General features: G+C 43.9%; 13 protein-coding genes. 7 read left to right on the top strand and 6 right to left on the bottom strand.

All coding sequences use genetic code 11. The features are described from left to right. Positions 1-11 precede the first annotated feature (11 nt). Genes ACE3K2_RS15480 through ACE3K2_RS15465 form a run of 4 tightly spaced genes read right to left on the bottom strand, consistent with a single transcriptional unit; the run spans position 12 to position 2,959 of the window. On the bottom strand, positions 12-1,118 hold the full coding sequence (locus tag ACE3K2_RS15480; RefSeq protein ID WP_421891860.1) for a sensor histidine kinase: 1,107 nt from the start codon (positions 1,116-1,118) through the stop codon (positions 12-14). Continuing rightward, on the bottom strand, positions 1,111-1,791 hold the full coding sequence (locus ACE3K2_RS15475; RefSeq protein WP_421891858.1) for a response regulator: 681 nt from the start codon (positions 1,789-1,791) through the stop codon (positions 1,111-1,113). The genes ACE3K2_RS15480 and ACE3K2_RS15475 overlap by 8 nt, the downstream gene beginning before the upstream one ends. A gap of 57 nt (positions 1,792-1,848) precedes the next feature. Beyond that, positions 1,849-2,415: a class I SAM-dependent methyltransferase gene (locus ACE3K2_RS15470; RefSeq protein WP_421891855.1), complete on the bottom strand. Its 567-nt coding sequence runs from the start codon at positions 2,413-2,415 to the stop codon at positions 1,849-1,851. Positions 2,416-2,455: 40 nt separating this feature from the next. Further along, complete coding sequence (locus ACE3K2_RS15465; RefSeq protein WP_421891852.1) at positions 2,456-2,959, bottom strand: DedA family protein; 504 nt, start codon at positions 2,957-2,959, stop codon at positions 2,456-2,458. Between the two features lie 343 nt (positions 2,960-3,302). On the opposite strand from ACE3K2_RS15465, the gene ACE3K2_RS15460 reads away from it, so the two are divergent. Both ACE3K2_RS15460 and ACE3K2_RS15455 read left to right on the top strand, forming a co-directional pair. Further along, entirely contained in the window at positions 3,303-3,887 is a 585-nt protein-coding gene (locus tag ACE3K2_RS15460) for a sigma-70 family RNA polymerase sigma factor (protein ID WP_421891849.1), read from the top strand. Further along, entirely contained in the window at positions 3,877-4,626 is a 750-nt protein-coding gene (locus tag ACE3K2_RS15455; protein WP_421891846.1) for a DUF3600 domain-containing protein, read from the top strand. Before ACE3K2_RS15460 ends, ACE3K2_RS15455 begins: the two co-directional genes overlap by 11 nt. 86 nt (positions 4,627-4,712) lie before the next feature. Here ACE3K2_RS15455 and ACE3K2_RS15450 read toward each other — a convergent pair whose 3' ends face one another. Further along, a complete protein-coding gene (locus tag ACE3K2_RS15450) occupies positions 4,713-5,588 on the bottom strand; it encodes an AraC family transcriptional regulator (protein WP_421891843.1) in 876 nt (291 codons plus the stop codon). A gap of 107 nt (positions 5,589-5,695) precedes the next feature. Between ACE3K2_RS15450 and ACE3K2_RS15445 the strand changes: the two genes are divergently transcribed. Then, entirely contained in the window at positions 5,696-6,853 is a 1,158-nt protein-coding gene (locus ACE3K2_RS15445) for a Gfo/Idh/MocA family protein (protein WP_421891840.1), read from the top strand. 191 nt (positions 6,854-7,044) lie between these two features. Here the strand turns inward: ACE3K2_RS15445 and ACE3K2_RS15440 are convergent, their stop codons facing one another. Then, a complete protein-coding gene (locus ACE3K2_RS15440; protein ID WP_036605715.1) occupies positions 7,045-7,365 on the bottom strand; it encodes a winged helix-turn-helix transcriptional regulator in 321 nt (106 codons plus the stop codon). A gap of 415 nt (positions 7,366-7,780) precedes the next feature. Between ACE3K2_RS15440 and zwf the strand changes: the two genes are divergently transcribed. The 4 genes from zwf (at position 7,781) to yunB (ending at position 12,543) form a co-directional block, all read left to right on the top strand. Further along, entirely contained in the window at positions 7,781-9,235 is a 1,455-nt protein-coding gene (gene zwf, locus ACE3K2_RS15435; RefSeq protein ID WP_421891837.1) for a glucose-6-phosphate dehydrogenase, read from the top strand. Between the two features lie 536 nt (positions 9,236-9,771). Then, positions 9,772-10,665, top strand: coding sequence for a phosphogluconate dehydrogenase (NAD(+)-dependent, decarboxylating) (gnd, locus tag ACE3K2_RS15430; RefSeq protein WP_145325054.1), 894 nt, complete (start codon positions 9,772-9,774; stop codon positions 10,663-10,665). An 86-nt stretch (positions 10,666-10,751) separates the two neighbouring features. Beyond that, positions 10,752-11,396 (top strand): fructose-6-phosphate aldolase, encoded by a 645-nt coding sequence (gene fsa / locus ACE3K2_RS15425; protein WP_036605718.1) that lies wholly within the window; start codon positions 10,752-10,754, stop codon positions 11,394-11,396. Positions 11,397-11,664: 268 nt separating this feature from the next. Then, positions 11,665-12,543: a sporulation protein YunB gene (yunB, locus tag ACE3K2_RS15420; RefSeq protein ID WP_421891833.1), complete on the top strand. Its 879-nt coding sequence runs from the start codon at positions 11,665-11,667 to the stop codon at positions 12,541-12,543. Positions 12,544-12,598: the final 55 nt, after the last annotated feature.

Here is a 12,598-nt window from a genome sequence, read left to right as displayed (position 1 = left end):
TCATTGATGTATCACTTGATGTTGGAAGGCAAGCTTAGCTGGAAGACGAATACGTTAAGTGTATGTTGTAGTGTTAAAGTCCCCTGGTGTAACTCCGCAATGTTCCTCGCAATAGAAAGACCCAGACCCGATCCTGATTGAATGCCTTCGCTATTCCTCGAATAATCCACTTTATAAAAGCGATCAAACAGTCTGTTTTTTTGTTCTATCGTTAGGGGCATGCCTTTATTCTCTACTTCAATGGTAACGTGATTATGCCGCACACTCATTCGAACATGAATCGTACCTGGTTTGAAGGAATACTTCAGTGCATTCATGAGAAGATTGTCGATGGCTCGTGCAATTTTATCACTATCAAGGGAGACCATGATTGGAGCATCACCGAGTTTTTTCTCAATATGAACCCCATTCTCCTGAGCTAAAGCCTCGAATTCAAACAACAATTGATCCAATAGCTGACATATGTCAACCTTTTTCAAATCCAATTGGGTGTTCACTGCGTTAAGACGTGTGTATTCAAATAGATCATCGAGTAACTTCTTCAAATGCGTTGCTTTGTTATAGGTGTTTTGAATGAAGCGGTCATACTCAGCTTTGTCTTGAAAAGATTCTGATTTGAGAAGTTCAATATAACCAATTATGCTGGTAAGCGGTGTACGCAGGTCATGTGAGATGCCTGTGATCATGTCCATCTTGGATTTTTCCAACTCGCGTTCCTTGCTCATCTGTATCTGCAACTGTTCAGTCATATGATTAATGTTGGAAGCAACCCGGCCCAGTTCATCTTGTCGAACTACAGGAACCCTGTAGTTTAAATTACCTTCAGATATGATATGAAGCCCTTGCTCCAGTGAAATGATGTCTTTTACAATTTTTCGTGTGGAACCCAAAAAAGTAAGCGTAAAAATTAAGATAAATATAGGTGTCAGAATATAAGGGAAGTAGTTGAGAATCCAGTTCCACTCCAAACCTTCGCTGATTTTTGCCACAATCGTAATAAGGGTATTATTGATAATCACTGATCCGACAATTGAAATTACAAAACTGATCACCATTCGATTGAGGATATGGATCTGTATTTTTTTCGTTTGTTTGGATTGCTGTAATCGTTTAATCAATTTTATAACCTACTCCCCATACCGTTTTAATATACTGAGGTTCTCGTGGAGTCAATTCCAGCTTTTCTCGCAGATTACGAATATGAACCATCACCGTATTATCCGAATACCCGTAAGGTTCTTTCCATACGGTTTCGTAAATCTTCTCGGAGCTGAATACTTGTCCGGGATGACTCGCAAGTAATACCAGAATGGAGAACTCCAGAGGTGTTAGTGAAATGTCATTCTCTTTTAACTTTACTGAATGCTTGCTTGTATCAATGACAAGGTCCTTAATGAGGATTAGTGAACTCGATTCCGGTTTCCCGATCAATGTTTGACGTCGTAACTGAGCTTTAACGCGAGCCAGTAATTCTAGAGGATTAAAAGGCTTCACCATGTAATCGTCGGCCCCGGTAGTCAGGCCTGTGATTTTATCAATATCTTCTTCCTTGGCGGATAGCATAATAATGGGAGTCGCTGATACTTCTCTTATTTTGAAGCAGGCTTTGATTCCATCCATAACGGGCATCATGACATCCAGTATTATGAGTTGGACCGATGTTGTTTTAATTATATTTAGCGCTTCTTCACCATTGGTTGCCTCAATGACAAGGTATCCTTCGTTACGTAAATAGACATGAATGACATCACGGATATCGGGTTCATCATCAACCACGAGAACGGTATTCACAATTCAACACTCCTTATAAATTAGGATAATAGTAGTGTAAACGATAGCACAGGCTGTTTAAATTGTTTCCTTTTTGCGACAGACATAAACGAACGCAGGTGGCACATTCAAAGGCACTAATTCTATTTTTTCGATGATAAAGTGTTCGGATAATAATTTTTTCATTTGAAGTGAATATTGAAAGGCGATGAATAACCCTCCGGGTTTGAGTGCCTTATAGATCTGCTGTACCAACGTATTTCTTAATTCAGGCTCAAAGTTGAAGAAGGGCAATCCGCTAAAAATGTAATCCAGGTGCTGAATGCCCTCTTGATTCATGGATTCCACTAATCGAGCAGCATCTGGATAACGGGAGAATTCCGGGTATGCGGTTTGCAGATTATTTCTCATCGTCTCGTTCATTTCAAACAACAGGACTTTGGTGGAATCTTGTACCTGTTGTTGAATATAACGAGTGATAGCACCTGTACCTGATCCGAGTTCGGCGATGGCTTTTGCCTCCAGCCAAGACGCTTGCTTCACCATTTTGCTGGCGAGAAACCGGGAACTGGGTATGATACTGCCAACATGTTTAGGACTTTGAAGAAAGCTTTTCAGAAATAAAATGGGTTCATTGGAATTCATGTTTGTGGTTCCTCCATATATGTGATGTTATCCAAACCAGTTAGAAATGTAATAATTGAAGCGTCGATAGCATGGGGCCGCCGAAATAGATTCCTGCTGTAAAATACGTCATGGTCCAGAGCACAGCGCTGGAATATGCAATGAGAGCAAATTGACGATATCTTACGCCACTTAGCCCAATGACCAATGGGAGAACATAACGCACGATTGGAATGAACAATCCGATGCATATGGCCCAATTGCCACTCTTATTCAGCATCAGTTCCGCCTTAACGAAGTGTTTATGATGTTGAAATCTGTATTTTATCTTGGTTCCAAATAACTTCCCTGCGAAATAAGCAAAGGTAAGGGCCGTTAATAGTCCTGATAAAATACAGAAGTACGTGATCCATGAATTAATAACTCCTGTATGACTTAAAATGGCACCGCTGATAATCGTGATCTCATTCGGAATTGGAATGCCGAAAGGCCCTAAGGAGAAGGCAAAATAAAAAATCAGAAATCCATACTGATGAAGTAGCTCCAAGATCGTATTACTGATCATTGTTTTGCCTCCTCTCTAGTTGATATAGCAATCTTAATGAATAAAACTAAGGAATTAATGAGCATATTTCTGAAGAAAAACTAAAGATTACATAAGTAAAGCCAAACAACTGGATTCAAGAGAAAAAAGCCTTGCCAATGTACTGGCAAGACTTGAATAGGCGGAACTATTCAGGAGTGGTGATCAAGTGGCACGAGTTTATATATCAAGTAAAGTTTCTACAAAGGAAGGTATTAGCAAGCTCGATTGAGTACCAATATTTTCATCTGAACGGAACATAAATAAATCGAACGAAATAATGCGGGCATGCCAATATATAGTGTAAGGAGGAAGGGGATGGATAATGAGTGAGCAAGATGAGTACATAAAACTTGTAATGTTAATACGTGCGGGGCATGAAGAAGCGTATGGAGAATTATATGAGAAAACAGTGACGGGTGTATATCAAACTGTGCGATTTCTCATTAAGGACAAGTCTGACGCGGAAGATGTGGTACAGGAGATTTATATTCAGGCGTATCGATCATTGGCGCGATATGATGCGGAGCGTGCTTTTTGTCCCTGGTTAATGGGTGTGACGATGCGACAGGTTCAGAATTATCGACGCAAAAGATTGATGCAGTTTCGGTTTGGCAAGCGAATCGAAAAATCTGACGTGGGATTGGAATATGATTTTTCCACGGATTTGGTTAACAAACTCGCTAATCGTCCTCTGCTGGAACAGGTGCGCCGTTTGCCTTACAAGCTGCAGCAGGTGGTCACACTTCATTATTTGAATGAATATACGCAAGAGGAGATTGCTGGCATATTGGCGATTCCGCTTGGAACCGTAAAATCGCGCATTCATGCGGCGCTGGCGAAGTTGAGACAAAAAGAGAAGATGAATCCAAGGTTGCGGGGAAAGGTGGAGGATCTGCATGAAACTTGATGAACAGTTGCGAACAGCCTACCAGGAAGAAACCAAAGATTGGTCCGTTCCTGCGAGCATTAAACATAAAATGATGGATAGTATTCGACGTGACTCACACATCAAAAGAAACCGAAAAAAATGGCTGGTCACGGGGCTATTGGCTGCTGTACTCATTATTCCCACGGGAGCTTATGCAGGGTACACCTATCTCGCAGACGGAATATACGGTTCACAGGAAAACATCACAGCTATGGGGGGAACAGCTGAGGATTATATGAGGTTGGAAGCGAAGCTGCAGACGGCCAAGGCCCATTTCAGCGAAGAAGAATTTGTTCAATATATAGACCTGTTGAAGCAAATGGGGCAAATGGCCGTGAAGTATGCCGATTCACAAGGCAATTTGCATCCAGAGCAGTTGAGTACAGTGGAACAGGAAAGATATAACCTTCTTGCAGCTGAGCTGGAACCGTTTTTCGAGAAGCTGGAAGCTGTGAGTGTAGGGTCCTCCAAAAAAAGGATGGACGAGGAGCAATTTTGGACGGAACAGTTGGAACAGGCAGAGAAAACATTTACCAAGGAACAATATCGTGAGTTCAAGTCTGTCTATGAACAAATGAAGAAATACAAAGTTATGGTGATGGACAAGGATGGAAGTATTCATGAGGAACGTTTGTCGGCGGAGCAGAAGGATGATTTAAACCAGCTAGAGAGACGCCTAATCCCCTATTTGAAACGGTTAGAGCTCAATTTGCGTTAATTCGGGTGAACTGTGAAAGTGGAGAAGAAGCGGGGATGAATTCTTTCGCTTCTTTCTTTATGTTGTAATCTAAATATTGTAATCCATTACTTCCTCCCCTGCACCTTCAAACGATATTGATGCGGTGTAGAACCTGTGGCTTTACGGAATACTTTACAAAAGTAGGACGGACTCGTCATACCGACGCGATGACCGATCTCGGGAACGGTGAGCGAGGAACTGGTGAGCAGCACACAGGCATGACGAATGCGGGTGGCTTGAGTATAAGCAACGATGGTGGTGCCAGTTGCTTTTTTGAAGACATGAGACAGATGATAAGGAGATAGGTGAAGTGTATCTGCGATCTGCTCCAAATGGAAAGGCTCTGAATAATGCTGTTCAATCCACTGCATAGCAGCTTCGGCATGAGGATGAAGGATTACTGTACTGGATGCGGCAGGGGCCTTTAGATCCTGAATGACGAGATCTTTCCATAAGTAACGAAGTTGCGTAAGTGAATCAAGTACAAAGAGACAGGTATCCTCCCCAGCTTCATGAGGTAGTAGTGCAGGATAGGTCTTATCGAATTGTTCCATTCGTTGAATGAGTGGGGAAGTGGCAGCAAGTCGGATCGGCTGAATCGGAGATTGCTCTCCCAGCAGGTCATGTATGAAACGGTGAGTCGCCATAAAATGCGACCAATGTGCCTTCAATAGTTCAAGCTCAAACATAAGCACGTTTCTGATAAAAGGCCGCTGGCTGGATAATTGAATCTGGAAGTGATGCAATTGAAAGGGTCTAAAAATTATGAGCATACCAGGTTCAAGGGAGAAAACCTGACCTTCGGTTATCAACTGCCCATATCCTTCGTGAATATAGGCTATCTCCATCTGCGAATGAGCATGGAACACTTCGCGAAACGTAGTGTTGGATGTACGACGACAGGTTAGTTTAAATTGTTCTCCCAGGATGATGGACATCATGAACCCTCCCTTATCATGCGCAAGATAGTTTTATTTTAGCACAAGATGAACGCATAAAAGCGCTTTATTATTGTGTATTGTGAAGGGGATAAGGGAGGTATGTAACGATGTTAAAAGTGGCGATTATCGGAGCAGGTGCAATTAGTGGAGCACATATCTCAGCATATTTGGCATTCCCTGAGCGATGTCAGATTGTTGCTGTGGTCGATATCTACCTGGAAAAAGCACAGAAGCGAATTAATGAATATGGTCTGGAAGGTGCACAAGCCGTCATGGATTACACAGAATTACTTGCCCAAAACATTGATCTGGTATCCGTCTGTACGCCGCCGTATACACATGCTTCAATTGCGTGTGATTTCATGCAGGCAGGTGCGCATGTGTTGGTCGAAAAACCGATGGCTTCCTCTCTGGAGGAAGCAGATCTGATGCTGAAAGTAGCGCAAGAAAGTGGCAGGCTACTATCCGTTGTAGCCCAGAATAGGTTTACGACACCGATAATGAAGCTGAAAGGGGTGTTAGATAGTAAACAGATGGGCCCTATGGTACATGTGCAGGTTGATTCGTTCTGGTGGCGGGGTCACAATTATTATGATCTGTGGTGGCGTGGGACATGGGAAAAAGAAGGTGGAGGTTGTACCCTCAATCATGCGGTGCATCACATTGATGCCATGCTTTGGATGATGGGACCTCCAGTGGAATTGCAGGCCATGATGGCGAATACCGCACATGATAATGCCGAAGTTGAGGATATATCCATGGCGATGCTGCGCTTCCAGGAAGGTGCACTCGGCATGATTACCAGTTCCGTTGTACATCACGGAGAGGCGCAGCAGTTAATTTTTCAGGGGAAAAAAGCCCGGGTATCTGCACCTTGGAAAGTGGTTGCTTCTACCGCGCGGAATAACGGATTTCCGGAACCGAATCGAGAGTTGGAACACCAGATTCAGAAGTTCGCTGACGAATTGCCGGATGTTACTCATATCGGTCATGCTGGGCAAGTTGAGAATGTGTTAAACGCTATTGAAACAGGATCTCCCCTTCTGGTGGACGGCGAAAGTGGTCGTAATACGCTTGAACTGATTGTAGGCATCTACAAATCAGCAAGTACGGGGGAAAAGGTTGTTTTTCCACTAGGGGCGGAAGACGCATTTTACACAAGAGAAGGAATTATGCAACATGCCGTACACTTTTATGAAAAAAAGAAGACGGTAGAGAACTTCGAGGATTCGAATATTACGCTTGGAAGTAAGTTGGATTTGTAATATATAATGTGAAAAACAGATGCCGTCTCATGACATTGAGAAATGGCATCTGTTTTTAGGTCTGTGACACTTTTGTACTCTAAAAATACACTGAATGTATCCATTCATATTTTTTGGAATGACGTTATTACGTATGTTGCTTTGTATAGTTATCATCCAAATTAATATAGTAAGGCTTCCTCGCCGCAATGTTACAGCCACTTATCAGCCCAACGTTCCACGGCGCTTAGCGCTCTCCCCAGTTCCGTCCCTTTTCGTGACAACATATATTCAGTCCGAACTGGACGTTCCGTGACCACATGGCGAACCACGAGTCCTTCTTCCTCCAATTCCTTCATTCGCTCATTTAACACACGTTTGCTCAAGTCAGGGATATAAGCGTGAATCTCACTGAAGCGCTTGGGTTCCTCCATCAACGCATGGATAATGAGGGCTACCCATTTTCGGCCAATGATCTGATAAGATTGTTCCACTTTTGTGCATATTTGCTTGGCATTCTCATCATCGCTCATGATTGTGCTCCTTTGATTTAGTATTGCCTGTAATATCATTAGTATACTTATTGTAACCTACATGTCCACAGGCCATATGTGTTAAATGTCACATACCAATTGTTATTAATGTTACCACATAAAGCGTTATCATCAAATAAAAACCCTATAAACACTGGAGTTCACAGGTTCGACACGATTATTGACGAATTGTGACGACAGGTGTAATATGGGTAACGTTAATTCAAATGGTTACAATTTATAACCTAAACACAGGTTGTGGAGAGAAGGAATGTTCCATGGTTGAATTCAGGTGTGTTATATAAACGGAGGCAAGGCGGGGAACACACCCACTTATTCCGTCTTTTGTCATGCTTGGATTTGAACATTTTGCAACATCATATACTATACTGCACAGATCACAGGAGGCACTCCAATGGATGCAATGACATTTGTCCTGTTCGGGGCAACAGGCGATTTAGCCAAACGCAAGATTTATCCTGCATTATATAACTTGTACATGGATCAGAAAATGCCGAAATCCTTCTCCGTTATTGGTTTGGGACGACGTGAGTTGTCCGATACGGACTTCCAGGCGAATGTGGAAAAGTCACTGCATGAATTCTCACGTCAGACGCCGGAAGAAGCATCTCAAGTTCGTGATTTCATTGGCGCTTTCCGTTATTGTTCTCTAAATAATACGAAGCTTGAAGATTACACCAAACTGTTGGAACTGGTTCAACAGCGTGAACAAGAGCTTAACATTCCCGAAAACCGCATGTTCTACATGTCGGTAGCACCGGAATTCTTTGAGCCAATCGCATTGAATATTCAAGAAAGTGGCCTGGGTAACACTAAAGGCTGGAAAAAACTGATTATCGAAAAACCTTTTGGACACGACCTGCAATCGGCTCGTGATCTGAATGAAAAATTGAGCAATACCTTTGCGGAAGAAGAGATCTATCGCATTGACCATTTCCTCGGTAAACCAATGGTTCAAAATATTGAGACGCTCACTTATGCGAATCCGGTAATTCAGGCGTTGTGGTCTAATCGTTATATTGCCAATGTACAGATCACGGCAAGTGAGACGGTGGGTGTTGAAGAACGCGCCGCGTATTACGACCAAAGCGGTGCCCTTCGTGACATGTTCCAAAACCATATGCTTCAGTTGCTGATGATGATCGGTTTGCATTTGCCAAAACGCTGCACACCGGAAGAAATTCAATTCAAAAAGCAAAAAATTGCTGAAGCACTTCGTCCTCTGACGAAAGAAAACGTCGCTACTGAAGTTGTTCGTGCACAATATGCCGCAGGCGAGCTGCAAGGTGCTCCGGTTGTTGGATATCTGGACGAGCCTGGCATCCCAGCTGGATCTCAAAACGAGACCTATGTTGCCGCGAGATTGTGGATCGATGATCCATTCTGGAGCGAGGTTCCATTTTATATCCGTACAGGTAAACGCCTGGCTGAGAAATCCACCAGAATCGTTGTTGAATTCAAGTCTCCACTCAAAACGGGGCATGAATCCGAGAATACAACGGAACCTAACTTGCTTACGATTGAAATTGGTCCGGGAGAAAGTATTTCCCTTCAATTAAATGCGAAGAATCCGTTGAACCATGGTGAAGTGGAACCGATGCATATGACCTTCAACTCAGGTAAACGTAACATCCCTGAAGCCTACGAGAACTTGATCTTTGATGCGATGCGTGGAGATTCCACCTTCTTTGCTCACTGGAACGAAGTGGAGCTGGCATGGCAATGGGTGCAACCAATTCAGAAAGCATTCGAAGCAGGCAGCGTGCCACTGGATACGTACAGCGCTGGTTCGCATGGACCAGAGTCAGCAGATCGCCTGACAGCAGCAGACGGATACCGTTGGTGGTAAGTGAAACGAAAAAGCGAGCATAAGAGAACACAATAGTAAAAACAACAGTACAATCCGTTCTGCTCACCCATGAACATTTTGCACAATCCAAATGCTTCTTCCAAGTCAGCAGGATATAGAACGAGATGTTTTATTACCTTAGAGCTTGAACTCAGAAGCGAGTTGGATCGAAGGTGTAAATTATATAACACAGTATCTATTACGAATATACCGTTCCAATTTTGCATAAGCCCTTCCGGTTATGTGGCCGGAAGGCCGTGAAAATTTTTGAATATAGATTAGCTGTTCAGTTTTGAAAATGGGTTGGCTTAAACGCTGAGAATGTAGTGTAGGGGACGAAATCGATTCTGTAGAAGCAAAGCGTTCGCCTTTATCCCCGGATTTTCTCCTATATAGGAGATTCAAAAAAAATCTGGGGATAACAGCGATCAAAAGAACGATTACCGGAACGGTTACTTCGCCAAACGTTAAGCACTTATTTTTAATATTGAGCGCACATGAAATTTAAACATTATTCATAACAGGAGGATTTTGAAATGAAACTTGGACTTATCGGATTAGGAAAAATGGGATTGAACCTGGGTAGAAACTTGATTGATCACAAACACGAAGTGGTTGCTTTTGACCTGAACGCTGAAGCAGTAAATGAAATGAAAGAATACGGCGCTGAAGGCGTATCTTCATACGCAGAGATGGTGGCTTCGCTCGAATCCCCACGTGTATTGTGGATCATGGTCCCTCACAACGTGGTAGATGCTGTGCTGGCTGAAGTTAGTCCATTGTTGTCCAAAGGTGACATCATTATTGAAGCGGGTAACTCCCACTACAAAGAATCCATCCGCCGTTACGAAGAGATGAAACCTAAAGGCATTCACTACATGGATGCAGGTACATCAGGCGGTATGGAAGGTGCACGTAATGGAGCATGTTATATGATCGGTGGAGACCCTGAAGCTTGGGCCATCGTTGAACCGGCATTCAAAGATACTTCCGTTGAGAACGGCTACCTGTATGCAGGTAAAGCGGGCAGCGGTCACTTCCTCAAAATGGTACACAATGGTATCGAGTACGGTATGATGGCATCCATCGGTGAAGGTTTTGACGTATTGGAGAAAAGTGGATTTGACTTCGACTTCGAACAAGTGGCTCGCGTATGGAACAACGGTTCCGTTATCCGCTCTTGGTTGATGGAGCTGACAGAACGTGCCTTCTCCAAAGATGCAAACCTCGATGAAATCAAAGGCGTAATGCACTCTTCTGGCGAAGGACGTTGGACGGTAGAAACGGCATTTGACCTTCAAACCGCTACTCCGGTTATCGCGTTGTCCTTGCTGATGCGTTACCGTTCCCTGGAAACAGATACATTCACAGGTAAAGTGGTAGCAGCATTGCGTAATGAATTTGGCGGTCACGCTGTAGAGAAAAATTAATTTTATATATAACTGTTAACATATGATGAGAATCGGGTAATGACTTATATCGTGTTTACGAATTCATCAAGTGGAGGTAACATATCATGAAATTTTTCTTGGATACAGGGAATGTGGAAGAAATCAAACGGATCGAACGTCTGGGTCTGGTGGATGGAGTCACGACTAACCCGTCTTTGATTGCCAAAGAAGGTCGCGTATTTAAAGAAGTCATTCAGGAGATCTGTGGCGTTGTTAAAGGCCCGGTCAGTGCTGAAGTCATCGGTCTCAAAGCCGAGGATATGTTGAAGGAAGCTTATGAAATTGCAGAATGGGCACCGAATGTAGTCATTAAATTGCCGATGACCGAAGATGGGCTGTACGCTTGTCATGAGTTGACGCAAAAAGGGATCAAAACCAATGTCACGCTGATCTTCTCCGCAGCACAGGGCCTGATGGCGGCGAAAGCCGGTGCAACCTACATCAGTCCATTCGTTGGTCGCTTGGATGATATTGCGGTGGATGGTATGAAATTGATTCGGGATCTGCGTCTGATTCTGGACATGTATGATCTGCCTTCCGAGATTATCGCAGCAAGCATTCGCAATATCAAACATGTAGAAGATGCAGCCCTTTCCGGTGCGCACATTGCCACCATTCCGGGTTCGCTTCTGCCGACACTTTGGAAACACCCACTGACGGACAGCGGGATTGAACGTTTCCTGAAAGACTGGGAATCTGTTCCGAAATAAAAGGATAGACATTACCTGAATCTTTAGGTGGTCTCGACATAGAGCCTTTTGCCTTGCAGCGTAATCTGCGGGCGAAAGGCTTTTTTAGCTCTGTTTATGTAGTTTCCGATTTCCGGTTAGGTTCGCAATAAGGAGTACTGAGTACTTGTCCTCTAATGTTGTTGTTACTTTCTGTCCAGTGTCCACGTACTGTCCTTCTTTTTCGGGACAACGGTGCATAAGGTTAACATATAGCCTATAGCTCATCCCGCAGGGGAGGGACACTTCGATGATGAGAAGAAAATGGCGAAGCCGGAGACGCCGTAAGCCGCCAAGCGGCAAACGCAAAATGTGGTTGATCATTTTATTGGTCACCGCGTTTTGTTTGATGCAGGGCTTTGCTTATGTAGATAAGAAAATGAAGCCACCCATCATGCACTTGGCCAAGATCAGAGTGAAGCAGATTGCGACTGAAGCGATCAACAAGGCGATTACAGCACAGGTTGCAGATGGCAAAACCAACGAAGGACTGATTGATTGGAAGACGGATACCGCCGGGAAAGTGTCCGGTTTCATGCTGAACTATAATGAGCATATGCGCATCACCGCAAGTACGATGAATATCGTGCAATCCACGCTGCAGAATGTACACATGTTAAAAGAAAAAATCCCGTTAGGCCAGGCGTTGGGAAGTCCGGTGATGGCTTCATTTGGCCCGAGTATACCGGTTCGTATTGAGCCCCAAGGCGCTGTCAAAGTGGACCTGAACACCCGTCAGCAAAATGCGGGTATTAACATGATTTTGGTGGAAGTGTACATTCACATCATTGCTGAGGTCGCAGTTGTGGTGCCCTTCGACATGGAGCCCGAAACGGTTGATACGGAAATCCCGATATCCTATCTGTTGGTTGTTGGGGATGTGCCAATGTATTATTACGATAATCAGGGCAAGCCAGTGGGCAGTAACGGCAGTAATGCCCCGGCTATTGCGCTCCCATCCGGTCATACGGGTGTATCAAGCGGTAGTGGAGTGACTACGAATCCCCCTAGCCAGAACCAGCAACAGACGCCATCCGACCATTCGCAAGGAAGTGAACTTGAATTTGAACCGGATAATTTGCCCGATGTGAATGGGGGATCACAGTCTAATAAGGACGCGCACCCGTGAATCACAGCGATTACTGGTAAAACGACTTTCAGTACAAAATTCGAAAAAGGGGCCT

Origin of the sequence: Paenibacillus sp. (assembly GCF_048976745.1) — a bacterium.
Classification (GTDB): Bacteria; Bacillota; Bacilli; order Paenibacillales; family Paenibacillaceae; genus Paenibacillus.
This window is presented reverse-complemented; position numbering and strand designations above follow the sequence as displayed.

What these genes read in the sequence shown, in the direction of transcription:
- yunB (WP_421891833.1), top strand. Translation starts at nt 11,665, where the DNA reads ATGATGAGAAGAAAATGGCGAAGCCGGAGACGCCGTAAGCCGCCAAGC.
- zwf (WP_421891837.1), top strand. Translation starts at nt 7,781, where the DNA reads ATGGATGCAATGACATTTGTCCTGTTCGGGGCAACAGGCGATTTAGCC.
- ACE3K2_RS15440 (WP_036605715.1), bottom strand. Translation starts at nt 7,365, where the DNA reads ATGAGCGATGATGAGAATGCCAAGCAAATATGCACAAAAGTGGAACAA.
- gnd (WP_145325054.1), top strand. Translation starts at nt 9,772, where the DNA reads ATGAAACTTGGACTTATCGGATTAGGAAAAATGGGATTGAACCTGGGT.
- ACE3K2_RS15445 (WP_421891840.1), top strand. Translation starts at nt 5,696, where the DNA reads ATGTTAAAAGTGGCGATTATCGGAGCAGGTGCAATTAGTGGAGCACAT.
- ACE3K2_RS15460 (WP_421891849.1), top strand. Translation starts at nt 3,303, where the DNA reads ATGAGTGAGCAAGATGAGTACATAAAACTTGTAATGTTAATACGTGCG.
- ACE3K2_RS15450 (WP_421891843.1), bottom strand. Translation starts at nt 5,588, where the DNA reads ATGATGTCCATCATCCTGGGAGAACAATTTAAACTAACCTGTCGTCGT.
- ACE3K2_RS15470 (WP_421891855.1), bottom strand. Translation starts at nt 2,415, where the DNA reads ATGAATTCCAATGAACCCATTTTATTTCTGAAAAGCTTTCTTCAAAGT.
- ACE3K2_RS15455 (WP_421891846.1), top strand. Translation starts at nt 3,877, where the DNA reads ATGAAACTTGATGAACAGTTGCGAACAGCCTACCAGGAAGAAACCAAA.
- fsa (WP_036605718.1), top strand. Translation starts at nt 10,752, where the DNA reads ATGAAATTTTTCTTGGATACAGGGAATGTGGAAGAAATCAAACGGATC.
- ACE3K2_RS15465 (WP_421891852.1), bottom strand. Translation starts at nt 2,959, where the DNA reads ATGATCAGTAATACGATCTTGGAGCTACTTCATCAGTATGGATTTCTG.